Here is a 24250-nt window from a genome sequence, read left to right on the forward strand (position 1 = left end):
AGGCGATTGAATCTCATCTTTGCGCCCCCATATACTCAGCCAAGCGCTTTGCCAACGGTATAACAAGCCGAGAGGACATATATGAACCTAGAGCGTTCAGAACGCATCGAGATTCCCGTCCTGCCTCTTCGTGACGTGGTGGTTTACCCCCACATGGTCATTCCACTCTTTGTGGGGCGGGAAAAATCCATTCGCTGTCTGGAAGCGGCCATGGAGCAGGACAAGAAAGTCCTGCTGGTGGCCCAGAAGGATGCGTCTACTGACGAGCCAACGGTGGAGGAGATCTTCTCCGTCGGGACAGTGGCCAATATTTTGCAGATGCTCAAGCTGCCGGACGGCACCGTCAAGGTGCTGGTGGAAGGGAGCCAGCGTGCCCGCCTCGAGCGGATGATCGACGATCGCGACTTCTTCGTCGGCGAGGCGCAGTACATCGCATCCTCCCCCATCGAGGAGAAGGATCAGGACGTGCTGGTGCGCTCCGCCATCGGCCAGTTCGAAGGTTACATCAAGCTCAACAAGAAGATCCCGCCCGAGGTGCTCACCTCGATTTCGGCGATCGACGATGCCGCGCGCCTGGCCGACACCATGGCTGCCCACATGCCGCTCAAGCTCGAAGACAAGCAGAAGGTGCTGGAAATCGCCTCCGTGTCCGAGCGCATCGAGTTTCTGATGGCCATGATGGAGTCGGAGATCGATCTGCTGCAGGTCGAGAAGCGCATTCGCTCCCGGGTCAAGAAGCAGATGGAGAAGAGCCAGCGGGAGTACTACCTCAACGAGCAGATGAAGGCCATCCAGAAAGAGCTGGGTGAGCTGGAAGACAGCCCGGACGAATTCGAAGCCCTCAATCGCAAGATTGACGAGGCGGGGATGCCGGAGGATGCGCGCGAGAAGGCCCAGGCCGAGCTCGCCAAGCTGAAGATGATGTCCCCCATGTCTGCCGAGGCGACCGTGGTGCGCAGCTACGTGGACTGGATGGTGCAGGTGCCCTGGAAGGCGCGCTCCAAGGTCAAGAAGGACCTGGGCAAGGCCCAGGAGGTGCTGGACGCGGATCACTATGGCCTGGACAAGGTCAAGGATCGCATCCTCGAGTACCTGGCGGTGCAGGCGCGGGTCAACAAGCTCAAGGGCCCCATCCTCTGCCTGGTCGGGCCTCCCGGGGTGGGCAAGACCTCCCTCGGTCAGTCCATCGCCAAGGCCACTGGCCGCAAATACGTGCGCATGGCGCTCGGTGGCGTGCGTGACGAGGCGGAGATCCGCGGTCACCGTCGCACCTACATCGGCTCCATGCCCGGCAAGCTCATCCAGAAGATGGCGAAAGTCGGCGTGAAGAACCCGCTGTTCCTGCTCGACGAGATCGACAAGATGAGCTCGGACATGCGTGGCGATCCCGCCTCCGCCCTGCTGGAGGTACTGGATCCCGAGCAGAACAGCAGCTTCAACGATCACTATCTGGAAGTGGATTACGACCTGTCGGACGTGATGTTCGTGGCCACCTCCAACTCCATGAACATCCCGGGTCCACTGCTGGACCGGATGGAGGTGATCCGTCTGTCCGGTTACACCGAGGACGAGAAGCTCAACATCGCCAAGCAGCACCTGGTGGCCAAGCAGATCCAGCGCAACGGCCTGAAGGCCTCCGAGATCACCATCGAGGACTCGGCGCTGATCGGGGTGATCCGCTACTACACCCGCGAGGCTGGGGTGCGCAGCCTGGAGCGCGAGATCTCCAAGATCTGTCGCAAGGCAGTCAAACGCATCCTGCTGGACAAGAGCATCAAGCATGTTCAGGTCAATCAGGCCAACCTCAAGGAGTTCCTGGGGGTACAGCGCTTCGACTACGGCAAGGCCACCGACCAGAACCAGATCGGTCAGGTGTGCGGCCTGGCGTGGACCGAGGTGGGGGGCGATCTGCTCACCATCGAGACCACCAACATGCCGGGCAAGGGCAAGCTCACCTATACCGGCTCCCTCGGTGACGTGATGCAGGAGTCCATCCAGGCGGCCATGACGGTGGTGCGGGCCCGTGCCGAGAAGCTGCGCATCAACGCGGACTTCTACGAGAAGCGCGACATTCATGTGCACGTGCCGGAAGGGGCGACCCCGAAAGACGGTCCGAGCGCCGGCATCGCCATGTGTACCGCCCTGGTCTCCAGCCTCACCGGCAACCCGGTGCGCGCCGACGTGGCCATGACCGGCGAGATCACCCTGCGCGGCGAAGTGCTGCCCATCGGCGGTCTCAAGGAGAAGCTGCTGGCGGCCCATCGCGGTGGCATCAAGCGGGTGCTCATCCCGAAAGAGAACGAGCGTGACCTGGAAGAGATCCCGGCCAACGTCAAACAAGATCTTGAAATCTATCCGGTTCGCTGGATTGACGAGGTGCTTGCACTGGCGCTGCAGGACAATCCGCAGGGTTTCGAACGCGTTTCTGTCGTGTAAATGTTGATGCGCCGCAAATTTGGCGCATTCGGGGGGTGGTTAAGGCTTGCATGCGCCGGACAACGGAAGTAGCCTTGACCACCGATCGGGTACTCATGATGAGTCGCAAGGCGTGATGTGGCGCGGGTTTGCGCCAGATTGTCACTTGCAACTGATCAGGAGGCTTGTTATAAAACCTCCACTTGTTGTGGCCAGGGAAATCAGCGCCGCAGCGATGTTCGATAAAAGGGGAATATAAGAGTGAATAAATCTCAACTGATTGACAAGATTGCAGACGGTGCTGATATCTCCAAAGCTGCCGCTGGCCGTGCGCTGGATGCCTTCATCGATGCCGTGGGCGAAGCTCTGAAAGAGGGTGACCAGGTTGCACTGGTTGGCTTCGGTACTTTCGCCGTGCGCGAGCGTGCCGCCCGTTCTGGCCGTAACCCGCAAACTGGTGCGACCATCGAAATCGCCGCCGGTAAAGTTCCTGCCTTCAAAGCCGGCAAGGCCCTGAAAGACGCGGTCAACTAAGCCGGTCGCTGATATCACATCGGCACCGTCCTTGGTCGTTGACCAGACAAGTGAGAGGGCTCTCCCTCATACTGATTGACCAAGGCGCATCGCAATCGGTGCGCCTTTTCATTATTTACGCCCATCGAGTTCGGGAGCATAAGTACAAACATGATGTTGGATAAACTACGCGAAGGGGCGCAGGGCAAGGTAGCCAAGGTTATCTTGGGCCTGATCATCCTCTCCTTTGCCTTGGCCGGTGTAGGCAGCTACCTCAACGGCCCGGCACGTACCGCCCCCGCCACCGTCAACGGCAATGACATCAGTGCCCCCGCACTGGAGAATGCCTACCGCAACGAGCGGGCCCGTATGGAAGCCCAAATGGGTGAGGCCTTCAACCAGCTGGCCGCCAACCCCGACTACATGAAACAGTTCCGTCGCGGCGTGCTGGACCGGTTGATCGATCAGGCGCTGATCGATGACAAGGCCCGCTCCCTGGGCCTGCGCGTCAGTGACGAGCAGATCAAGCAGGCCATTGTCGCCATGCCGGAGTTTGCCGAAGATGGCAAGTTCAGCAACGACCGCTACCTGCAGCTCATCCGCCGCGCCGGCATGACCCCCGAGATGTTCCGCGACTCCCTGCGCCAGGACATGGTACGCCAGCAACTGATGGGGGCCGTGCTGGGCTCAGAGTTCGCCCTCAAGGGCGAGGCCGAGCAGCTCGACCGGCTCTACAACCAGACCCGGGATCTGCGCCTGGTGCGCCTGGCCGCCTCCGCCTATGTGGACGGGGTCGAGGTCAGCGATGCCGAGATTGAGCAGTTCTACAAGGCCAACAGCGGCCGCTTCATGAACGACGAGAAGGTCAAGGTCGACTATCTGCTGCTGGATGCCGCCAATCTTGGCAAGAACATCAAGGTCACCGAGCAGGACGCCCAGGATTACTACGATCAGCATCAGGATCTGTTCCAGCGTGCCGAGCGTCGCCAGGTGGCTCATATCCTGATCCCGTTTGGCAAGGATGAGAAGGCCGCCGAGCAGAAGGCCGAGGCCGTGCTGGCCAAGGCCAAGGCGGGCGACGACTTCGCCGCGCTGGCCAAGGCCGAGTCTTCCGATACCTTCTCCGCCAAGAAGGGCGGCGAGCTGGACTGGTTCGAGAAAGGGGTGATGGATCCCGCCTTCGAGCAGGCCGCCTTCGCGCTGGCCAAGGCCGGGGATCTCTCTGCCGTGGTGAAGAGCCCGTTTGGTTTCCACATCATCAAGCTGCTGGCGGTCGAGCCTGCCAAGACCAAGCCGTTTGCCGATGTGAAGAGCGACACCATCGCCCGTCTGCAGTCTGACAAGGCCAAGGAGCAGTTCTTTGCCGAGCAGCAGAAGATGGCCGACAGCAGCTTCGAGAATCCGGACTCCCTGGATCTCACCGCCGAGACCATGGGTCTGAAAGTCGTCTCCTCCGACTATTTCAGCCAGGCCGATGCGCCGGCACCGCTCAGCGATCCCAAGGTGCTCTCCGTGGCCTTCTCCGAGCAGCTGCGCGATGACAACACCAACTCCGACGTGATCGAGCTCGGCGACGGCAAGGCGCTGGTGCTGCACATCATGGGTCACCAGCCGAAGGCGGCCAAGCCGCTGGCGGAGGTGAAAGAGCAGGTGATCGCGGCCATCAAGCACGACAAGGCGAGCGAAGTGGCCCGCGGCAAGGCGCAAGGCTTGCTGGACAAGCTGCGTGCCGGCGAATCCATCGAGGCCGACCTGGCTACGCTGGGACTGAAGGTGGAGACCCACAAGGGTGTCGCCCGCTTTGCCCAGGAGATGGATCAGAACCTGGTGGCCCAGGCCTTCCGCATGCCCCATCCGAAGGATGGCAAGCCGAGCGTGGAGCTGGTGACCGAGGCCAACGGCGATCGCGTGGTAGTGGCCCTGGACAGGGTCAACCTGATCAAGGAGCCGTCCCAGATGGTGAGCCTGCTGCAAGGCCAGCTCGGCCAGGGCAAGGCCCAGGCGGACTACAAGTCCCTCATCGACGAACTGCGCAAGGCGGCCAAGATCGAGTACTTCACCGATGTGGAAGCGGCCGTCGAGTAAGCCGACGCCGCTCCCGCTTGAAAACGGCCCCGATACGGGGCCGTTTTTTTATGCGCGAGAGGGGGAGGCCGGTTGCGCGGCCAACTTGTGTTCTGTGCTTTTCTACTGCCTCCTTGCGGGAGAAGGGGGAGCAAGAGAAGCGGGGTTGCAGACCCGGGGGAGGGGACGCGGGCCACCTCCTCTGGACAATCCCGGAAGCGTGAGGCGCCCATAAAAAAACCGGCGCACCTGGCGCCGGTTTCTCTTTGCATTGCGAGGGGTTACACCACGCCCTGGCTGCGCAGGTACTCCTCGTAGGTGCCGCCGAAGTCGCGGATACCGTCTTCAGTCAGCTCCAGAATGCGGGTCGCCAGGGAGGAGACGAACTCACGGTCGTGGGAGACGAAGATCAGGGTGCCCTTGTACATCTCCAGCGCCAGGTTCAAGGATTCGATGGATTCCATGTCCAGGTGGTTGGTCGGCTCATCCATGATCAGGATGTTGGGGCGCTGCATCATCAGCTTGCCGAACAGCATGCGGCCCTGCTCACCACCGGAGAGCACCTTGACCGGCTTCTTGATGTCGTCCTGGGAGAAGAGCAGACGGCCCAGCACGGAGCGTACCGCCTGCTCGTCTTCGTTCTCCTGTTTCCACTGGGCCATCCAGTCGAACACGTTGAGGTCGGTATCGAAGTCCTCGGCGTGATCCTGGGCGTAGTAACCGATCTGGGCGTTTTCGGACCACTTGATGGTGCCGGTATCCGGTGCCAGCGCGCCCACCAGGGTTTTGATCAGGGTGGATTTACCGATCCCGTTGGTCCCCAGAATGGCGACCTTCTCGCCCACTTCCAGCATCATGTTGAGGCCCTTGAACAGAGGGGCTTCGCCATAACCTTTCGATACCCTTTCGATCTCCAGGATGTTGCGGTAGAGCTTCTTCTCCTGCTCGAAGCGGATGAAGGGGTTCTGCCGGCTGGAGACCTTCACTTCCTCAATCTTGATCTTGTCGATCTGCTTGAGACGGGAGGTGGCCTGGCTGGACTTGGAGGCGTTGGCGCTGAAACGCGACACGAAGGATTGCAGATCGGCGATCTGGGCCTTCTTCTTGGCGTTGTCGGCCAGCAGGCGCTCACGGGCCTGGGTGGCGGCCGTCATGTACTCGTCGTAGTTGCCCGGGTAGACCCGCAGCTCGCCGTAGTCCAGATCCGCCATGTGGGTGCAGACGGAGTTCAGGAAGTGACGGTCGTGAGAGATGATGATCATGGTGCTCTCGCGATCGTTGAGCACCTGCTCCAGCCAGCGGATGGTGTTGATGTCCAGGTTGTTGGTCGGTTCGTCCAGCAACAGGATGTCGGGGTTGGAGAAGAGCGCCTGTGCCAGCAGCACCCGCAGTTTCCAGCCTGGCGCCACTTCGCTCATGGGGCCGTTGTGCTGCTCAATGGGGATGCCGGCACCCAGCAGCAGCTCGCCTGCGCGGGATTCGGCGGTATAGCCGTCATACTCGGCGACCAGGCCTTCCAGCTCGGCGGCCTTCATGTAGTCGTCGTCGGTCGCTTCCAGGTTGGCGTAGATGGCATCGCGCTCGGCGATGGCGGCCCACAGCTCGGTGTGACCCATCATGACCACGTCCAGTACGCGCATCTCTTCGTAGGCGAACTGATCCTGACGCAGCTTACCGATACGTTCGTTGACGTCCAGGCTCACATTACCGCCAGTGGGCTCCAGATCGCCGCCGAGGATCTTCATGAAAGTGGACTTGCCACAGCCGTTGGCACCGATAAGGCCGTAGCGGTTGCCGCCGCCAAACTTGACGCTGATGTTCTCAAACAGCGGCTTGGCGCCGAACTGCATGGTGATGTTGTTACTCGAAAGCACTGGAATGTCCCGGTTGATCTGTCAAATGGCGCGCATTATGGCACAGATCCCCCGAAAGTTTTAGCAAGAACTGTGATCCAGACCGGTTGCAGGGGGTTTTGCCATCGTGCAACGGACCCCTGGGGTCGCCGGGGCGAACAGGGGGGGGCGAGGGGCGCCTCACATGAAGAAAGCCGGCGCAAGGCCGGCTTGGAAGGGGGAGGGGGACCTCAGTGGGCGGAGGCGCCGGAGGCACCGAGCCCGGTCTGGGAGCGGACGAACTGCGGGAAAAACTTAGCATGCTCGTCGGAGGCGCTCTGGGACTTGTCGGTCACCGAGAAGAACCAGATCCCGACGAAGGCGAGCGCCATGGAGAAGAGCGCCGGGTATTCGTAGGGGAAGATAGCCTCGGCATGGCCCAGTACCTTCACCCACACGGTGGGACCCAGGATCATCAGGGTCACGGCGCTCACCAGCCCGAGCCAGCCGCCATAGACGGCGCCACGGGTGGTCAGGCGGGACCAGAACATGGAGAGGAAGAGCACAGGGAAGTTGCAGCTCGCCGCGATGGAGAAGGCCAGGCCCACCATGAAGGCGATGTTCTGCTTCTCGAACAGGATGCCCAGACCGATGGCGACGACCCCCAGCACTAGCGTGGTCATCTTGGAGACGCGCAGCTCGTCGGTTTCGTTGACCTTGCCCTGCTTGATCACGCAGGCATAGAGGTCGTGGGAGACCGCGGAGGCACCCGCCAGGGTCAGCCCGGCGACCACCGCGAGTATGGTGGCGAAGGCCACGGCGGAGATGAAGCCCAGGAACAGGCTGCCGCCCACCGCATCGGCCAGGTGGACCGCCGCCATGTTGGTGCCGCCCAGCAGGGCGCCGGTGGCGTCCTTGAAGTCAGGGTTGGTGCTGACCAGCAGGATGGCGCCAAAACCGATGATGAAGGTGAGGATGTAGAAGTACCCGATGAAGCCGGTGGCGTAGAACACCGACTTGCGGGCTTCCTTGGCATCGCTCACGGTGAAGAAGCGCATCAGGATGTGGGGCAGACCGGCGGTGCCGAACATCAGGGCCAGCCCGAGCGAGATGGCGGAGATGGGATCGGCGACCAGGCCGCCCGGGCTCATGATGGCGGCGCCGTTGGCATGGACCTTGACCGCCTCGCTGAACAGGGCGCCGACGTCGAAGTTGACGGACTTCATCACCATGATGGCCATGAAGGAGGCACCGGAGAGCAGCATCACCGCCTTGATGATCTGTACCCAGGTGGTGGCCAGCATGCCGCCGAACAGCACGTAGAGCACCATCAGGATGCCGACCAGCACCACGGCCACATGGTATTGCAGGCCGAACAGCAGCTCGATGAGCTTGCCGGCACCGACCATCTGGGCGATGAGGTAGAGGGCGACCACCACCAGGGAGCCACAGGCGGAGAGGCTGCGCACCGAGGTCTGCTTGAGGCGGTAGGAGGCCACGTCGGCGAAGGTGTACTTGCCGAGGTTGCGCAGCCGCTCCGCGATCAGGAACAGTATGATGGGCCAGCCCACCAGGAAGCCGATGGAGTAGATGAGGCCGTCATAGCCCGAGGTGTAGACCAGGGCGGAGATGCCGAGGAAGGAGGCGGCAGACATGTAGTCACCGGCGATGGCCAGACCGTTCTGGAAGCCGGTGATGCGCCCGCCGGCGGCGTAGTAGTCGGAGGCCGAGCGGTTGCGCTTGGAGGCCCAGTAGGTGATGAACAGGGTGGCGGCCACGAAGGCCACGAACATGACGATGGCCGAGACGTTGAGGGGCTGGCGTTGCACCTCGCCGGTGAGGGCATCGGCCGCCAGCAGGGGGGTGGAGACCAGACCGGTCAACAGCAGCAGAGACTTGCCTTTCATGATTGCACTCCCTTGAGGATCTTCTGGTTCAGCTCGTCAAACTCGCCGTTGGCCCGAAACACATAGACGCCGGTCAGCACGAAGGCCGACAGGATGAGGCCAATCCCGACCGGGATGCCGCGGGTGATGCTCGAGCCTTCGCTCAAGGGGGTGCCGAGCCAGCCGGGGGCGAAGGCGATGAGCAGGATGAACGCCAGGTAGAGTCCCAGCATCAGGATGGAGAGGATCCAGGCAAAGCGCTGGCGCTTGGCGACCAGAGCCTGGAAGTTGGGATCTTGCTGGATCCGAAGATACGGTTGCTGTTCCATTGCAGTGCTCCATGACATTGAGTGTCAGCGGTGGATGAAGGGGGTTCCCTACCGAGCAGCCAGGCCGCTCATGTAAGCAAAATGTGAATTAAATGTTATTTGTCGACAATTAGACTTTGGGATAAGCCAGGGGGCCGCCATTGCGCAGGCGGACAAAGATGAGGGCGGCGGTGGCGGCGTCACTCAGGGCGTTGTGAAGGGGCAGGGGGGGCAGTGCCAGGTGGGCGCAGATGGCGGCTAGATGCAGGTCGATGGCGGCATCGGGATAACGGCGGTAGAGCTGGTCGTGGTAGAGCCGGCTCACCTCAAGGCCCCGCTGGGGCAGGGTGAGCCCCCACAGCCGCTGACACGCCAGGTTGAGGATGCGCAGGTCATAGGCGATATGGTAACCCACCAGTTCGCGGGGACCGATGAAGGCGAGAAGCTGGCGCAGCGCGGCTTCCAGCGTCATGCCCTGTTGCAGATCCCGGTGGCGCAGGCCGTGGATCACCACAGACTGGGTGCTCAGGCTGGCGGGGGCCTGGACCCGGAGGCTGAGGGCGTCGCCTGTCTCTATCCGGTTGCCGCGGATGCGCACCGCCCCGATGGAGACTATTTCCGCCTGCGCCGGGTTGAGGCTGGTGGTCTCGAAGTCCAGCGCCACCCACTCGTCGGCGGGAGGGCTCGCAAAGAGGGGGGCAAACTCCCCGTCCCGGAAGGTCCTGCCTTGCCAGCGGCGTCGCCAGTGCGCCCACATCCCTATTGCCTCAGACGAAAGTGCAAGGTGAGCCACTGCTGGAACTTCTTCACCTGGTGCAGGGCATGGCGCAGCAGATCCCGCTCGGTGTGGCCGAGCCCGGCCACGTGTACCCGTCCGTCCCCCTCCTGCAACTGGCTGCGCAGCCGAAGCCGCATAAACAGTCGAAAGGCCTCCGCTAGATTGGCGCCGTAGTCGCTGCTGAGGCGCCCCTGGGCCACCAGGGCGTCGATGCGCCCCAGGGTCGAGGTCTCCAGCACGCCCGCCTCCAGGGAGAGCACCCGCACACCGTGCACCAGGGGGAAGAGGCCGCCCCGCTTGAGATCCAGCCCTTCGGGATCCTGCTCCAGCCGGCCAAACAGGGTGAGGGGGGTGTGAAAGGCCACCGCCGCCCGCGCCATCTCCGCCAGCAGATCCGGCCTGTCGGCCAGGCAGGCTCTCAGGTGGCGGGCGACGGGGGCGAGCAGGGGGCGATCCCCCATGATGGCCTGGGCATCGGCCAGGGTGGCGAGCCACAGCAGATCGTCCTCGTCGGCCCGGGCGCAGGCCAGCTCGATCTGCGCCTGCCACTGCTGCGCCCCCTTCACCCAGGCCGGGTTGCTGACCATGACATGCCCCGGACAGGGAGGGTAGCCGAGCCGTGCCAGCAGGTCGCTGAAGGCGGCCAGATCCGCCTCCCGTGCGGGCCATGTCAGGCCCTCTGGCAGGATCAGGGCGTTGTCCTGATCGGTTTTCTGGATCTGTTCGCCGCGCCCCTCCGAGCCCAGCATCAGCAGACAGACCTTCTCCTGCACCTCGGGGGGGATCACCAGGGCGAAGGCCTTGGCGATCAGCTGTTCGTTGATGGTGGCGATGAGCTTCATCAGAAAGAGGGTGTGGATCCCCTGGGCAAACAGGGAGCGGGTGAGCTGCTGCTGCTCCCGGGCCACCGCCTCGAGGGCGGCGGGGCTGTCGGCCCGGGCGATGCGCAGGGTCAGCACGTGGGAGTGGGCGGAGAAGAGCCCCAGCACCTGGGTCAGGTGCAGTATGCCCGCCACCTCCTGCCCCTGCCAGATGACCAGGCGCTTGATGCGGTGGCGGGTCATCAGCAGCAGGGCGTCAAACAGATAGCTGCCCTGGGCCAGGCCGATCAGGGGGGCCGGGGTCAGCACCGCGAGCGGCGCCGTGAGCGGCAGTCCCTTGAGGGTCAGCGCATGGAGCAGGGTCTTGCGGGTGGCGAGGCTCAGGCTGCCATCGGCGGCGGGGTAGAGCAGGCAGTCCGTTCCCCGGGCCACCATGGCCTCGGTGGCGGCCAGCAGGCTGGTCTGGCTGTTCAGTTGCAGGGCCGGCTGCAGATGGCCGGGGTCTATCCGCGTCAGGATGAACTCCGCCAGGTTCTGTTGCCCGAGCTGGCCGCGCCGCTCCTGCTCCCGCTGGCGTTCCGCCAGGGTGGCGGTGAAGTAGCGGGCGATGTCGGGATGCTGGTCGCACAGCGCCAGGAAGTCTGGGCGGGGAACGAGCTGGCAGAGGGTGTCTTCCAGGGCGGCGAAGCGGTGGCGGCAGCGACCGTCGAACTGGGCCCGGACGTCGAACATGTCCCCCTCGCCGTAGTCGCCGAACGTCTGATGGGGGGCGGACTCCTCCACGCCCCCCTTGATGATGAGATAGAGGCCCTCGGGCTCGTCCCCCGGGCTCTGCACCGTCTGGCCGGCGCGAAAGTAGCAGATGCTGAGCCGCTGGCCGAGCCGTTGGCGGGCCGCCTCGTCCAGGCAGTCGAACGGCGGGCGGGCAAAATTGAACAGAAGTGACATGACGACTCTCCGCCGTGAGCATGGGGCCAGTCTGGCAAAGGGACAGGGCCGGGGCCAGCCGACTTTAGTCGCAGACCCGGGGTCGCCTCCCTGTACCTGCCGGTAACACTCTGGTAACGTTGTGGTATGACCAGTTGAATGAGAGGACGAGGACGGAAATGGACAAGCCAAGGGTCAAATGGGGGTTTCAGGACGGTATCGCCGAGGTGATGCTGACCCGGGGTGACAAGCTCAACGCGCTGGATCGGGCCATGTTTGACGCCATCGACGAGGTGCTGGGCCAGGTGTCGCGGCAGAAGGGACTGAGGGCGGTGATCCTGCACGGGGAGGGGCGGGCCTTCTGTGCCGGGCTGGATGTGAAATCCATGCTGAGACAGCCGGTGGCGGCGCTCGAGATCCTCAAGCGCGAGGCGGACGAGGCGACCAACCTGGCCCAGCGGGTCGCCTATGGCTGGCACCAGCTGCCGGTGCCGGTGATCGCGGTGACCCAGGGAGTCTGCTTCGGGGGCGGCCTGCAGATCGCGCTCGGCGCCGATTTTCGCTTCAGCACCCCGGATTGCCGCTTCTCGGTGATGGAGATCAAGTGGGGCATCATCCCCGACATGAGCGGCAGCGTCACCCTGCGCAACCTGATGGGGATAGACACCGCCATGGAGCTGGCCATGAGCGGCCGCGAGCTGGAGGCGGCGGAGGCCAAGAGCCTGGGGCTGGTGAGCCGGGTCTGCACTGACCCCCTGGAGGAGGCACGGGCATTCGCCAGGACCCTCATCACCAAGTCGCCGGATGCGCTGGCGGGGATCAAGCAGCTCTACACCCAGGCCTGGGCCCGCAGTGATGAGGCCATGCTGCAAGAGGAGACCCGGCTGCAGCGGCAGATCCTGGGGCGTCCGAACCAGTGGCGGGCCACCCTCAACAGCCTGCTGCGCTGGCGCCTGCCGTTCGGCCCCAGGCGCAACGCCCTCTGAGCGGTTGGCTCACCCGTCTGGCCCAATCAAGATGGATCAAAAAAATGGCAGCCTAGGCTGCCATTTTTTATCTGCTTGTGGATCACAGGGTCAGGTGGGTTCGCGATCCGGCTCGAATGGGTGACCGGATTGCTCCTGCTCCAGGTTCTGCTCCGAGCGGCGGCCCGTCCAGTAGTCGGCGTTCTTGATGCCGAGTTTCTCCGGATGGAACACGGGATCCAGCCCCAGGGCCTTCTGGGCTTCATAGTCCTTCAGGCAGGCGAAGGCGGGCTTTTGCAGCAGCAGGATGGCGCCGATGTTGAGCCAGGCCATCAGGCCCACCCCGATGTCACCCATGCCCCAGGCGAGATCGGCGGTCTTGACGGTGCCGTAGACGGTGGAGGCCATCAGGGCCAGCTTCAGCAGGAAGGTGAGCCAGGGGCGGTTGATCTTGCGGTTGATGTAGGCGATGTTGGTCTCGGCGATGTAGTAGTAGGCCACTATGGTGGTGAACGCGAAGAAGAACAGCGCGATGGCGACGAAGTAGTTGCCAAAGCCCGGCATCATGCTCTCCATGGCGGTCTGCACATAGCCCGGGCCGGCGGCCACGCCGGCGATGCCGGTGTAGAGGGCGGCACCGTCCGGACCCTGCACGTTGTACAGGCCGGTGATGAGCAGCATAAAGCCGGTGGCGGAGCAGACGAACAGGGTGTCGATGTAGACGGAGAACGCCTGCACCAGACCCTGCTTGGCCGGGTGGCTCACCGCGGCGGCGGAGGAGGCGTGCGGACCCGTGCCCTGGGCGGCTTCGTTGGAGTAGACGCCGCGCTTGACGCCCCACATGATGGCCAGGCCCAGAATGGCACCGAAGCCGGCTTCCATCCCGAAGGCGCTCTTCCAGATCAGCAGGATCACGCCCGGCAGCTGGCCGATGTTCAGGGCGATGATGACGCAGGCGACGATGATGTAGCCGAGCGCCATGAAGGGCACCACTGTGCTGGCGAAGTTGGCGATGCGCTTGACGCCGCCGAAGATGATGAAGCCGAGCAGCAGGGCGAGACCGGCGGCGGTCACGTTGGGATCGATGGCAAAGGCGGTCTGCAGGCTGGAGCCGATGGAGTTCGCCTGTACGCCCGGCAGCAGCACGCCGCAGGCGAAGATGGTGGCGATGGCGAAGGTCCAGGCGTACCACTTCATGCCGAGCCCCTTCTCGATGTAGAAGGCCGGGCCGCCGCGGTATTCACCGTTGATCTTCTCCTTGTAGACCTGGCCCAGGGTGGACTCCACGAAGGCGGAGCTGGCACCGAGGAAGGCGACCATCCACATCCAGAACAGGGCACCCGGACCGCCGAAGGTGATGGCGGTGGCGACACCGGCGATGTTGCCGGTACCGACGCGACCGGCCAGGGTCATGGCCAGGGCCTGGAAGGAGGAGACTCCCGCATCCGTGCTCTTGCCATCGAACATCAGGCGAATCATCTCCTTGATATGGCGCAGTTGCAAAAAGCGGCTGCGCAGGGAGAAGTAGAGGCCTACCCCCAGGCACAGATAGATGAGCGCTGGGCTCCAAATCACGCCATTGATGGCATTGACGATCTCATTCATGTACAACAACTCCTTTGTTGCGCTGTCTTGGCGAGGTCTGTGCCTCGCTCCCTTAACATTGAAATAGACGGTGACCAAGGGGGTCACTCAGCATTGGGCAGGACTTTCCACTGCTTGGTCCGCGGGATTTAACATATCGGTTTGTACAGGCCCTTCCTAGTGAAATGTGTTGTCACTTTGTTAATTTGTGAATTGACATTAACAAACGATGAATGGAACTGGACAAGATTCGGTACTTACCCATCATCTACACCTTTTTCATGTCCTGGGGCCAAGGGGCATAATGCAAATAGGAGGCCATGAGTGGCAATGACGGAACAAGAGTGCACCATTCGCCCTGCCGAACGGGGGGATGGGGCCGCGTTGTCGGGACTGTTTGCCCAGCTGGGCTACCCGAACCCTGACGGCGAGGTGGCCGCGCGCCTGGCCGAGCCCGATCCGGCCCGGGAGGTGCTGGTGGCATGTCAGCGGGGTGGCATGGTGGGTGTGCTGGTGTGGCACCGCCTGCACCCCGTGCACCTTGCACCAGCCTGGGGCCTGATCTCGGCGCTGGTTGTCGATGAGGGTGCAAGGGGAGGCGGTATCGGTGCCCGGTTGCTGGCGGCGGCCGAACGGCGGGCCCGTGATCTGGGGTGCTGCCAGCTGGAGCTCTCCAGCAGCCTCAAGCGCGAGGGGGCACACCGTTTCTATCTGGCGCAAGGCTATTGCGAGCGCCCGAAGCGCTTCGTGAAAGCTGTCTGATTGGCAAGAGGAGTCCCTGTGTTCTGGTCCAGGTTGAAAGAGGTGTTTGGGCGTGCCTCCCCCATCGAGCGTGCGCTCCCGGGGGAGCTGGAGTGGCGGCAGGCCCTGGCGGCCGTGCCCATCCTGCAGGGTTTCTCCGGCGAGGAGGAGCAGACTCTGATTGAATTGGCGCGCCACTTCCTTGCGCGCAAGACGCTCACCCAGATAGGGGTCGAGCTGAGCCCCCGGCAGCAGGGTGTACTGGCCCTGCAGGCGGTGCTGCCCATCCTGCACCTGGGGTTGGAGTGGTATCGCGGTTTTCACGAGGTGATCATCATCCCGGAACCCGTCACCCGCCGGCAGGAGGTGCAGGACGAGTTCGGTCTGGTGAGCGAGGTTGAAGAGGAGAACGCCGGTGAATCCTGGCCCCAGGGCCCCCTGGTGCTGGCCTGGAGCGAGCTGCAGCAGGACGGGGACTGGGATGGCTTCAACCTGGTGATCCACGAGCTCGCCCACAAGCTCGACATGCTGGGGGGGGCGGCGGACGGAGCGCCGCCGCTGCCGGGCGGCATGGATCCGCGCCAATGGACCCGGGCGCTGCAAAGCGCATTCGACGAGATGAACGACCAGCTGGCCAGGGGGGAGGTGACCGAGATCGATCCCTATGCGGCCTCGCACCCCGCCGAGTTCTTCGCGGTGTGCAGCGAAAGCTTCTTCACCGAGCCGCTGCGCCTGCGCGACGTCTATCCGGCGGTGTATGAGCAGTTCTGCCGTTTCTACGGCCAGGAGCCTGCCACGCGCTTCCCGGCCACCCGGCTGCTGGCGGGGGAGGCTGAGCCTCGCGGCTAGTTGGGAGATCCCCTGGCATGGCCAAACCAGCAAAAACGAAAAGGCACCCCGCGGGGTGCCTTTTTCGTGACAGCAATGACAGCGGCAGACTTAGGCAGCGGCTTTCAGCTGGACGGCGGCGGCCTTCTTGTGATCGCCGATGGGCAGCACGGTACGGCCGAACTGCTCGTTCAGCACGGTGGCCATGGCCAGGTAGATGGCGCTGGCACCGCAGATGATGCCTTCGAAACCGGCGATGGTGCCGATCAGGGTGCTGCCGGTGAAGTCACGGGCGGCCAGCAGGAAGAACAGCACGGTCAGGGAGGCGAACACGAACTGCTTCACGCGCGGGAAGTTGACGGTGCCGATCAGCATGAACAGGGTGAACATGCCCCACATCAGCAGGTACCAGCCCATGTAGGCGTGGGGAGTGGCTTCGGCCAGACCCATGGTCGGCATCACCAGCAGGAACACCAGGCTCCACCAGAAGGTACCGTAGGAGATGAAGGCGGTGACACCGAAGGTGTTGCCACGCTTGAACTCCATGATGCCGGCGATGATCTGGGCCAGACCGCCATAGCACAGGCCCATGGCCAGGATCATGGCGCTGATGGGGAAGAAACCTGCGTTATGGATGTTCAGCAGAATGGTGGTCATACCGAAACCCATCAGACCCAGAGGGGCAGGGTTGGCCAATTTTTCGCTCACGTGGTGTTCTCCAACAATAGAGGTGGGGGTTGATAAAAGACGCGCGATTTTAGGCAGGCTCTTGGTCCCGGGCAAGGGGGGGAAGGGCTGAAACGGTAAAAAAATGACACGAAATTTTACGCAGCTAACCATTCGTGCGATTCAGGTAGGCAGCACGTGAATGAATAACGTTTTCTTCGTTGCATTTTTGTGTTTTTGACGTCGAAAATGAAACTGGGTAACGAATGGGGCAGTGACCCTGCTGGCAGCGAACGGGCGTTGCGGGACTTGGGTATAAGCAGGGTTTGGTACAAAAAAACATCTGATATGCCATCAGACAAGAGATGTTTACCACCATTTCTCTCACCTCGACTCCCAGACAACCGGCATGCCCTTTTCTGTCGGCCACTCGGAGGCGGACGGGAGAACCCTTGCGAGGGGGTTAAGGGAGGGGAAAGGCCGAACAGCGGCTGTGGGGAAGGGGCGTGGCCGCCAGTAAAGAAAGGGAGTGGCGCCAAGCGTCGAACGGGTGGGGCGTAACCAAGGCTAACGTGCCCGACCACAAAAAGGGGAGCCACTGTGGCTCCCCTTTTTGTGTCAGTCGTCCAGGGTCAGCACGACCTTGGCCTCCTTGTCCGTCTCCTTCACCTGGCTGTCGAGCACGAAGAGGCGCTCCGGCGCTATGCCCTGGGTGTCCACCAGATACTCCTTGGTGTTCTGGGCGCGGCGCATGGCGAGGTTGCGCAGGGACTTGGCGGTGATGAGCTGCTGATCCCGCAGCAGGAGCACCGCCCGGGCGTGCAGGGCCTCGCTCCCTTCCTCGAGCTGCAACCTGTCGGCCAGATCCCCGAGGTCTTCGTTGAACTTGCCCTCATAGGCCTGGGCCAGTGCCGACTGCATGGCGGGATCCTGCTCCAGCTGCGTCAGGTCCACCGGGCTGCCGGTGATCTTGGCCAGCGCCCGCTCGAGCTTCTGGCGCTGCAGTATGGGCCGCTCCTCGTTGAAGTTGACCTTGCCGCGGATGTTCATGCTGAGCCTGGGCCTGTCTTTGAGGGCCTTGGCCAGGGTGGCGAGCTTGGTCTGCAGGGTCGGGGTCAGGGCGGGATCGCCGGGCAGGAAGGGGAGTTCGTCGAGATCCTGGGTGCCGCCCGTCAGGGAGGCCAGCAGGGAGAAGGGGGAGGTGATGGCCTTGCCGAGGGTGTTGCCGAGCACGTCCCAGAAGATGTTGCCCAGGCTGAAATCCGGCTGATCCAGGTTGCCCTTCACCTTGAGGTTCATCTTGATGACGCCGCTGGCATCGCTCAGCAACGCGATGGCGAGGCCCAGGGGCAGATCCCTGGCCTGCTCGCTCTTCACCTTCTCCCCGAGTTGCAGCTTCTTGATGGTGATGTCGTTGTCCCCCTCCAGCCGGTTGCCCTGCAGCTTGTAGTTGAGCCTCATGGAGAGCTGGCCCTTGTCGATGGCGTAGCCCGCATAGGTGCTGGAGTAGGGGGTGAAGGTGGTGAGCTCCAGGTTGTTGAAGGCCACGGCCACGTCGAGCACGGGCTCGGCGATGAGCAGGTTGGCGCCCCCCCGGATGGTGACGGGGGCATACCTGTCCACCTTGCCGTGGAAGGCGAGCTCGGAGCGCTGTCCCGGCGTGTTGCTGATGTGGCGGCTCTGACCCTCGAGGGAGGCGATGTCCACCACGAACTCCGGGCTCAGGCTGCGATCGGCGAAGCGCAGGTTGCCCTGCTCGGTGCGCACCTGATCGATGAGGATGCGTGGGGCTGGGGCGCTCTCCTGGCCGGCCGGTTGCGGCAGCAGCAACTGCTGCACGTTGGTGATCCCCTCTTCGCTGATCTCGATGCGGGCGAAGGGCTTGCTCAGCAGGATGTCGGCAATCGTCACCCGCTGGCTGAGGCCGTCGTAGTGCAGGCCGCTCAGCTGCAGCTTGTCTATCTGCAGCAGGCGCTGGTTGTCGGCCCGATCCAGCACGTTGAGCCCGGCGACGTCGAGCCCGCCGCTGACCTCCAGCTTGCTCAATGCCCCCTTGTCATCGGTGGCCAGCGCCAGCTTGATGCGGCTGGCGAGCTCGCCGTCCCGTACGCTGATGCGCAGCAGATCCTGCAGGTAGGGTTGTACCAGGGTGAGCGGCAGCCCCTGCTGCTTGAGGGTGCCGTCCAGGGTGAAGGGGGCCAGCCCCAGGGTGCCGTCAAAGTCCAGCGTCGTGTGGTTGTCGAACGTGGTGCCGAGGGTGAGGGGGCTGCCCTGGTCTGGCTGGCTGCCGAGGGGGCCCAGGGCCAGCGTGAGGCCGGAGAGCTCCCGCAGCAGGGGCTTGCCGCTGCTGGACTCGGTGAGCTTGAGCCGGCCCTGGTCGATGCGGGTCTGCTTGAGGGCCCAGCGCCAGGGGGCGGCTGGCTTGGCCGGTGGTTTGACCGCCTTGGGGGCCGGCTGGGGAATGATGAGGCCAGCGAGATCCAGCTGCTGCTTGTCGTCGAGCACCGCGGTGACCGCCGGGCTCTTGAGGGTGACGGCATCGACGGCGAGGGAGTGCATGTTGCCATCGACCCGGATCCCGGTCAGCGCCAGTTGCTTGAAGCGGGCAAACTCGCCGCCCTTCTCCTGCTTGAGCTGCCAGTCATCGAGGGTCAGCCTGCCCTTGGAGAGCTGCCACCCCAGCCCCTGCTTGCCCGGGGCGAGGCGATAGTCCAGCTCGGCGCTGGCCTCTCCCTTGGTCAGTCTGGCCCTGACGTAGGGCGCCCAGAGCGGGGCAAAGGGGGCGATAGCCACCTTGCCGAGGCTGAGTCGGCCCTTGCCGGCGCCGGTCAGGAGGTCGAGCTCGCCTTCGGCCTTGAGGGGGCTCCTCTCGTTGAGGGTGGCCCTGAGGCGATAGGGGGTGAGGGCGCCCGCGGCGCTGGAGAAACCGGGCACCTGCAGACCGAGATCGGCAAGGGCGAGGGAGGGCACCCAGCCCGGACTGCCCTGCTTGCGGCTGTCCCGGTAGCTGAGCCGACCCTGTTCAACCGACAGCTTGCCGATGCGCACCGGCAGGGACTCGGTGGCGGATGGCGGCGTCTGCACCTGCGAAGGCGTGAGCAGGGAGGCCAGGGCCTCGGTGAGGTTGAAGCGCACCTCCCCCTTGAGATCGTCCAGGCGCACCAGATCTGCCCTGGGGGCGGTCAGGGTGACCTCCTCCAGTACCAGTGCCCTCTGCCGCCAGCTCTCTTTCAGGGCGGGAATGACCTTCAGCTCGTCGAACGACACCAGGGTCTTTTGTTGCTCATCGAGCAGGGCGCTGGGGCCCAGGGTGAGGGAGGGGGAGCGCAGCCCTACCTTTATTTCTCCCAGGGTGAGGTGCAGACCGTAGTGGGTGGCGAGCCAGCCGGGCAGGTGACGCTGGATCAGGCTGGGGGCTTGCCAGAGCAGCAGGGTGACGCAGACGAGCAGACCGGCGCAGAGATAGAAGGCATAGCGCAGCAGACGAGCAGGGAGGGGCTTGAGCATGATGGTCTCCATTTGATGCGCATATGGTAGCAAGTAATCGAGAGGGGATCATGGCTGGGGCTCATGGGTTGCGCCGTACTCTGACCGGGATGGCACAAATGTTGAACACCATGTTGAGCAAGGGGCACAGAGCCACTCCTGCCGGGGCTGTCGGCCTGTACCTGGGGCGCATCTGTGGCATGGGGGACTCCGGGGGCGATATGCCCCCAGATTCGGTCAATCCGCGTCGGTTTTCAAGCCATCGAGGGAGTGGATGCAGCGCTGCTCGGCGGCATCGAGCTCGGCCATCACCATCTGGATGTCTTCCAGCTGCTGGCGCAGGGAGTGGCGCCTCGCCTCGATGAGCTGGATCATGGAGTGCAGCTGCATCCGGCTCGAGCGGTCGGTGTCGTACATGTCGAACAGCTCGCGGATCTCCGCGAGGCTGAACCCCAGCCGCTTGCCCCGCAGGGTGAGCTTGAGGCGGATCCTGTCCTTGTGGCTGTAGATGCGGGTCTGCCCCTCCCGGGCCGGGGTGATCAGCCCCTCGTCCTCGTAGTAGCGGATGGTGCGCGGGGTGATGTCGAACTCCTGGGCGAGCTCCGAGATGCTGTAGGTTCTCTCCTTGCCGCCGAAGCCGCCGGTCCTCATGACGTTATCCGGCATGGTGATCTCCTTGCGTTGTCTCAGCAGCAGGGTGGCGGGCCCTGGCGTGCAGGGCCTGGCCGACCCGGGAGCCGTTGGGGCGACCGAGCTGCTCGCTCACCCACTGGCCGGTGGCCGCCAGCGCCTCCAGGTTCACCCCGGTGTGCATGCCAAGGCCGTGCAGCAGATAGACCACCTCCTCCGAGGCGACGTTGCCCGAGGCGCCGGGTGCATAAGGGCAGCCACCTAGCCCGGCCACCGAGCAGTCTATGGTGCGGATGCCGCGCTCGAGCGCCGGCAGCAGGTTGGCCAGCCCCTGGCCATAGGTGTCGTGGAAGTGCACCGCGAGGCGCCCGGCCGGCACCTCGTGCAGCACGGCGTCCAGCATGGGGACGACGGTGCCCGGGGTCCCGACGCCTATGGTGTCGCCAAGGGAGATCTCGTGACAGCCGAGATCCAGCAGGCGCTCGGCCAGGGCGGCGACCCGCTTGGGCTTGGTCGGTCCCTCATAGGGGCAGGCGATGACGGTGGAAAGATAGCCTCTCACCTTGATGCCGAGGCGGCGTGCCTCCTGCACCAGAGGGGCGAAACGCACCAGGGACTCCTCCACGCCGATGCCGATGTTGGCCCGGGTAAAGCCGTCCGAGCAGGCGGTGAAGAGGCCGATCTCGTCGACCCTGGCCTGGATGGCCCCCTGCAGGCCCTGCAGGTTGGGCACCAGGGCGCCGTAACGGGTGGCGCCCTTGCGCGGCAACGCCTCGAGCAGGGCGGCGGAGTCCGCCATCTGGGGCACCCGTTTCGGGGAGACGAAGGCCCCCACCTCGATGCGCTGCAGGCCACATGCCACGAGGCGCTCGACGAAGGCCCGCCGCTGGGCCAGCGACAGCATGCGAGCCTCGTTTTGCAGGCCGTCCCTCGGCCCCATCTCCACCAGGCTGACCCGATCGACGGGAGAGCGGATCTCCTTGTTCATGGCGCCTCCCCCTGCTCGTCTGTCTCGTCATGATCGGTGGCGAAGTGCACCAGCAGGGTGCCCTGGCTCACCTGATCCCCCTGGCGACAGGGCAGGGCGGCGACCACCCCGTCCTTGTCCGCTTTCAGGACGTGCTCCATCTTCATGGCTTCCAGTACCAGCAGGGGCTGGCCCCGGGTGACGGCCTGCCCGGCCTCGACCAGGATCGCCACTATGATGCCGTGCATGGGGGCAACGGCGCCCCTGGGGTGGTCGTGATCATGGTGCGGCCTGTGCTGTTGATCGTCTTCGTCAACGCGCAGGCGCCGGCCATCCAGTTGCAGCACGAAGGCCCCGTCGGCCAGCTCGTTGACGGGGCAGCGTAGCCAGCCATCGCCTCGTCGCAGGCGGATGTGATCCTGACCGAGGGCATAGTGGATACTCTCCCCCTGCCACTCGATGCGGCCGGGCAGGGTGCGCAGGGTCAGCACCCTGGTCTCCTCGCCGATGCGCACCGCCGCCGTCAGGCTGCCGGCCTGCCCCAGCCGAAAACCGGGGGCCTGCTGCCAGGGGGAGGGACCGGGGCGACTGGCGAGCCAGAGGGTGGCCAGGGGCCAGGCGAGCGCCGGGATGGGCAGGGGGGCGGTGGGGATGGGCCACTGGGTGTGGTGGCCCATCTGCAGCACCTCGGGATCCTCGCACAGGCGCAGCAGGAGCGGGCCATTGTGCACCAGGGGGCCCAGTGCCAGTGCCGCCAGGGCGTCCGCCAGCCTGGCGAAGGCCTGGGCCCTGTCATCGCCGTGGGCGACGAGCTTGGCGATCATGGGGTCGTAATAGGGGCTCACCGCATCACCGGCGGCCACCCCGGTATCGATGCGTACCCCTTTGGGCCAATTGAGCCACTGGATGGGGCCGCTGGCGGGCAGGAAGCCGGCGGCGACGTCCTCGGCGTAGAGGCGCGCCTCCACCGCGTGGCCGCGCAGCACTATCTCCTCCTGGGTCAGGGGCAGCGGCCTGCCTTCGGCCACCGCCAGCTGCCAGGCCACCAGATCCTGGCCGGTGACGGCTTCGGTGACCGGGTGCTCCACCTGCAGCCGGGTGTTCATCTCCATGAAGAAGAATCCATCCTTGCACAGCAGGAACTCGATGGTGCCGGCCCCCCGATAGTCGATGGCCCGGGCGGCGGCCACGGCCGCCTCGCCCATGGCGCGGCGCAGGGGTGGTGGGATGTCGGGGGCGGGGGCCTCCTCGATCACCTTCTGGTGGCGGCGCTGCAGGGAGCAGTCCCTGTCCCCCAGGTAGAGGGCGTTGCCGAGGGTATCGGCGAAGACCTGCACCTCCACGTGGCGGGCGCGGGGCAGGTAGCGCTCCAGCAGCACCCTGTCGTCGCCAAAGGCCGCCAGGGCCTCGCGCCTGACCGCCGCCAGGGCGGCGTCAAACTCGCCCAGCTGATCGACCCGGCGCATCCCCTTGCCGCCGCCGCCACTGGCGGCCTTGATCAGGAGCGGAAAGCCCACCAGGGTCGCCTGATCACGCAAGACTGCCGGTCGTTGATCCGCACCGTGATAGCCGGGCAGCACGGGCACGCCGGCCGCCTCCATCAGCGCCTTGGCGCCGGACTTGTCCCCCATGGCGAGGATGGCGGCGCCGCTTGGGCCGACAAAGCGCAGGCCGCGTTGTTCGCAGGCGGTGGCGAAGTCGCTGTTCTCCGACAAGAAGCCGTAGCCCGGGTGCACGGCGTCGGCGCCCGTCTCCCTGGCGATGGAGAGCACCTTGCCGGCATCGAGGTAGCTCTCCCGGGCGGGGGCTGGCCCCAGGTGCCAGGCCTCGTCCGCTTCCCGCACGTGCATGGCGTTGGCGTCCGCGTCCGAATAGAGGGCGATGGTGTGAATGCCAAGGCGCCTGGCGGTCTTGATGATGCGCACGGCGATTTCGCCTCGGTTGGCGATAAGCAGGCGCTTGATGGGATGGTATTGGGTCATGCTTCGTCCTTGAAACGGGGGCGCCAGGTGGGGGGGCGCTTGTCGAAGAAGGCCTGGATCCCCTCCTGGGCCTCGAGTCCGACCCGCACCCGGGCGATGGTCTCGACGGTTTTCTCTTCGTGTTGACGGCCGGGGTGATCCTCGATGGCGGCCAGCAGCCGCTTGGTCTCCTTCATCGCCTCTGGACCGTTGCGACACAGGCGCAGGGCCAGCAGGCGCCCTTCGGCCAGCAACTGGGCCGGTTTGCTGAGTCGGTGCGCCACATTGAGCCGGCAGGCGGTGATGGCATCGAAGGGTTCGGCGCTCAGCATGTAGCGGCGGGCCTGGCGCATGCCCATGGCGCGCACCACATAGGGGCTGATCACCGCGGGGACCAGGCCAAGGCTCACCTCCGAGAGGCAGAAGCGGGCATCCTCGCTGGCCAGCACGATGTCGCAGGCGCAGATAAGTCCCAAGGCCCCGCCGTAGGCGGCGCCCTGTACCAGGGCCAGGGTGGGGAAGGGGAGCTCATCCAGAGCCTGCATCAGGTGTGCCAGCACCCTGGCGTCTTCCCGGTTCCGGTCGAAGGCGCCGGGGGAGGCATCCCCTCCGGCCATCTTGCGCATCCAGTTGAGATCGGCGCCGGCACAGAAGTGGGGGCCCTCGGCCCGCAGCAGCAGCACATGGGGGCGTTCGGCCAGGGGCTGGCCGTGGCAGTGGGCCAGATCCCCCAGGCACTCGAGCAGCCCCTGCATCAGGTCGGCGTCGAGGGCGTTGTGGCGTTCGGGGCGCGCGAGCACCAGCTCGATAAGGGGGCCATGGCGCTCCAGCCGAAAACCTGCCAGGGGGTCATTGCAGATAGGGTCAGACATGTCGAA

General features: G+C 64.5%; 18 protein-coding genes. 6 read left to right on the top strand and 12 right to left on the bottom strand.

The window, feature by feature from the left end; all coding sequences use genetic code 11:
* The first annotated feature begins 81 nt into the window (after nt 1-81).
* The 3 genes from lon (at nt 82) to ppiD (ending at nt 5013) form a co-directional block, all read left to right on the top strand.
* Entirely contained in the window at nt 82-2436 is a 2355-nt protein-coding gene (lon, locus tag I6L39_RS15625; protein WP_209792075.1) for an endopeptidase La, read from the top strand.
* A 240-nt stretch (nt 2437-2676) separates the two neighbouring features.
* Nucleotides 2677-2949, top strand: a complete 273-nt coding sequence (gene hupB / locus I6L39_RS15630; RefSeq protein WP_005315375.1) for a nucleoid-associated protein HU-beta — start codon at nt 2677-2679, stop codon at nt 2947-2949.
* A gap of 150 nt (nt 2950-3099) precedes the next feature.
* On the top strand, nt 3100-5013 hold the full coding sequence (ppiD, locus tag I6L39_RS15635; protein ID WP_216990165.1) for a peptidylprolyl isomerase: 1914 nt from the start codon (nt 3100-3102) through the stop codon (nt 5011-5013).
* A 260-nt stretch (nt 5014-5273) separates the two neighbouring features.
* Here ppiD and I6L39_RS15640 read toward each other — a convergent pair whose 3' ends face one another.
* From I6L39_RS15640 to I6L39_RS15660, 5 genes are all read right to left on the bottom strand, one after another.
* Complete coding sequence (locus tag I6L39_RS15640; RefSeq protein WP_216990166.1) at nt 5274-6866, bottom strand: ABC-F family ATPase; 1593 nt, start codon at nt 6864-6866, stop codon at nt 5274-5276.
* 209 nt (nt 6867-7075) lie between these two features.
* Nucleotides 7076-8731: a cation acetate symporter gene (locus I6L39_RS15645; protein ID WP_042077833.1), complete on the bottom strand. Its 1656-nt coding sequence runs from the start codon at nt 8729-8731 to the stop codon at nt 7076-7078.
* Nucleotides 8728-9039, bottom strand: coding sequence for a DUF485 domain-containing protein (locus I6L39_RS15650; RefSeq protein ID WP_042077834.1), 312 nt, complete (start codon nt 9037-9039; stop codon nt 8728-8730). The genes I6L39_RS15645 and I6L39_RS15650 overlap by 4 nt, the downstream gene beginning before the upstream one ends.
* Before the next feature lie 109 nt (nt 9040-9148).
* Nucleotides 9149-9775: a 3'-5' exonuclease gene (locus I6L39_RS15655; protein ID WP_216990167.1), complete on the bottom strand. Its 627-nt coding sequence runs from the start codon at nt 9773-9775 to the stop codon at nt 9149-9151.
* A 2-nt stretch (nt 9776-9777) separates the two neighbouring features.
* On the bottom strand, nt 9778-11565 hold the full coding sequence (locus I6L39_RS15660; protein WP_216990168.1) for a putative nucleotidyltransferase substrate binding domain-containing protein: 1788 nt from the start codon (nt 11563-11565) through the stop codon (nt 9778-9780).
* Between the two features lie 158 nt (nt 11566-11723).
* Here I6L39_RS15660 and I6L39_RS15665 point away from each other — a divergent pair, with 158 nt between their 5' ends.
* Nucleotides 11724-12530: a crotonase/enoyl-CoA hydratase family protein gene (locus tag I6L39_RS15665; protein ID WP_042077837.1), complete on the top strand. Its 807-nt coding sequence runs from the start codon at nt 11724-11726 to the stop codon at nt 12528-12530.
* A gap of 90 nt (nt 12531-12620) precedes the next feature.
* Here I6L39_RS15665 and I6L39_RS15670 read toward each other — a convergent pair whose 3' ends face one another.
* Nucleotides 12621-14114, bottom strand: coding sequence for a sodium:alanine symporter family protein (locus I6L39_RS15670; RefSeq protein WP_216990169.1), 1494 nt, complete (start codon nt 14112-14114; stop codon nt 12621-12623).
* Between the two features lie 309 nt (nt 14115-14423).
* Here I6L39_RS15670 and I6L39_RS15675 point away from each other — a divergent pair, with 309 nt between their 5' ends.
* Together I6L39_RS15675 and I6L39_RS15680 are read left to right on the top strand one after the other, a co-directional pair.
* A complete protein-coding gene (locus tag I6L39_RS15675; RefSeq protein ID WP_042077839.1) occupies nt 14424-14855 on the top strand; it encodes a GNAT family N-acetyltransferase in 432 nt (143 codons plus the stop codon).
* An 18-nt stretch (nt 14856-14873) separates the two neighbouring features.
* The gene (locus I6L39_RS15680; protein ID WP_042077840.1) at nt 14874-15683 is read left to right on the top strand and encodes a zinc-dependent peptidase; all 810 of its coding nucleotides are present in this window, start codon (nt 14874-14876) and stop codon (nt 15681-15683) included.
* 90 nt (nt 15684-15773) lie between these two features.
* Here I6L39_RS15680 and I6L39_RS15685 read toward each other — a convergent pair whose 3' ends face one another.
* The 6 genes from I6L39_RS15685 to I6L39_RS15710 form a co-directional block, all read right to left on the bottom strand.
* A complete protein-coding gene (locus tag I6L39_RS15685; protein WP_042077841.1) occupies nt 15774-16370 on the bottom strand; it encodes a GPR1/FUN34/YaaH family transporter in 597 nt (198 codons plus the stop codon).
* A 576-nt stretch (nt 16371-16946) separates the two neighbouring features.
* The gene (locus tag I6L39_RS15690; protein WP_254203665.1) at nt 16947-19835 is read right to left on the bottom strand and encodes a DUF748 domain-containing protein; all 2889 of its coding nucleotides are present in this window, start codon (nt 19833-19835) and stop codon (nt 16947-16949) included.
* Between the two features lie 216 nt (nt 19836-20051).
* The gene (locus I6L39_RS15695; RefSeq protein ID WP_245195859.1) at nt 20052-20480 is read right to left on the bottom strand and encodes a MerR family DNA-binding transcriptional regulator; all 429 of its coding nucleotides are present in this window, start codon (nt 20478-20480) and stop codon (nt 20052-20054) included.
* Nucleotides 20470-21432: a hydroxymethylglutaryl-CoA lyase gene (locus tag I6L39_RS15700; RefSeq protein WP_216990171.1), complete on the bottom strand. Its 963-nt coding sequence runs from the start codon at nt 21430-21432 to the stop codon at nt 20470-20472. Before I6L39_RS15700 ends, I6L39_RS15695 begins: the two co-directional genes overlap by 11 nt.
* Entirely contained in the window at nt 21429-23393 is a 1965-nt protein-coding gene (locus I6L39_RS15705; RefSeq protein ID WP_216990172.1) for a biotin carboxylase N-terminal domain-containing protein, read from the bottom strand. Before I6L39_RS15705 ends, I6L39_RS15700 begins: the two co-directional genes overlap by 4 nt.
* Nucleotides 23390-24244 (bottom strand): enoyl-CoA hydratase-related protein, encoded by an 855-nt coding sequence (locus I6L39_RS15710; protein ID WP_216990173.1) that lies wholly within the window; start codon nt 24242-24244, stop codon nt 23390-23392. The genes I6L39_RS15705 and I6L39_RS15710 overlap by 4 nt, the downstream gene beginning before the upstream one ends.
* Between the last annotated feature and the right edge of the window lie 6 nt (nt 24245-24250).

The sequence above is a fragment of the Aeromonas sp. FDAARGOS 1409 genome (assembly GCF_019048705.1).
GTDB lineage: Bacteria > Pseudomonadota > Gammaproteobacteria > Enterobacterales > Aeromonadaceae > Aeromonas > Aeromonas sanarellii.